Origin of the sequence: Yersinia sp. 1252 StPb PI (assembly GCF_048593885.1) — a bacterium.
GTDB classification, from domain to species: domain Bacteria; phylum Pseudomonadota; class Gammaproteobacteria; order Enterobacterales; family Enterobacteriaceae; genus Yersinia; species Yersinia enterocolitica_E.
This window is the reverse complement of record NZ_JAZGQE010000548.1, coordinates 1-317: the sequence shown is the minus strand read 5'-3', so window position 1 is coordinate 317 and position 317 is coordinate 1. Positions and strand designations below refer to the sequence as shown.

The following is a 317-nucleotide window of genomic DNA, read 5'->3' as shown; positions in this document are numbered from 1 at the left end:
CCTGGCAGTGTCCTACTCTCGCATGGGGAGACCCCACACTACCATCGGCGCTACGGCGTTTCACTTCTGAGTTCGGCATGGGGTCAGGTGGGACCACCGCGCTATTGCCGCCAGGTAAATTCTTTTCTACTACTACCGAACTTTAACCCATGTAACTGGTGCTGATACCCAGAGTCGAACTGGGGACCTCACCCTTACCAAGGGTGCGCTCTACCAACTGAGCCATATCAGCACAACTAAATTTGATGCCTGGCAGTGTCCTACTCTCGCATGGGGAGACCCCACACTACCATCGGCGCTACGGCGTTTCACTTCTG

The 317-nt window shown here is 55.2% G+C and carries 1 tRNA gene and 1 rRNA gene; both read right to left on the bottom strand.

Annotated elements, in window-relative coordinates:
- Nucleotides 1-115, bottom strand: a 5S ribosomal RNA gene (gene rrf / locus V2A85_RS24695); the annotation flags it as partial.
- 41 nt (nucleotides 116-156) lie between these two features.
- Nucleotides 157-232: transfer RNA gene (locus V2A85_RS24690), tRNA-Thr, on the bottom strand.
- Nucleotides 233-317 lie beyond the last annotated feature (85 nt).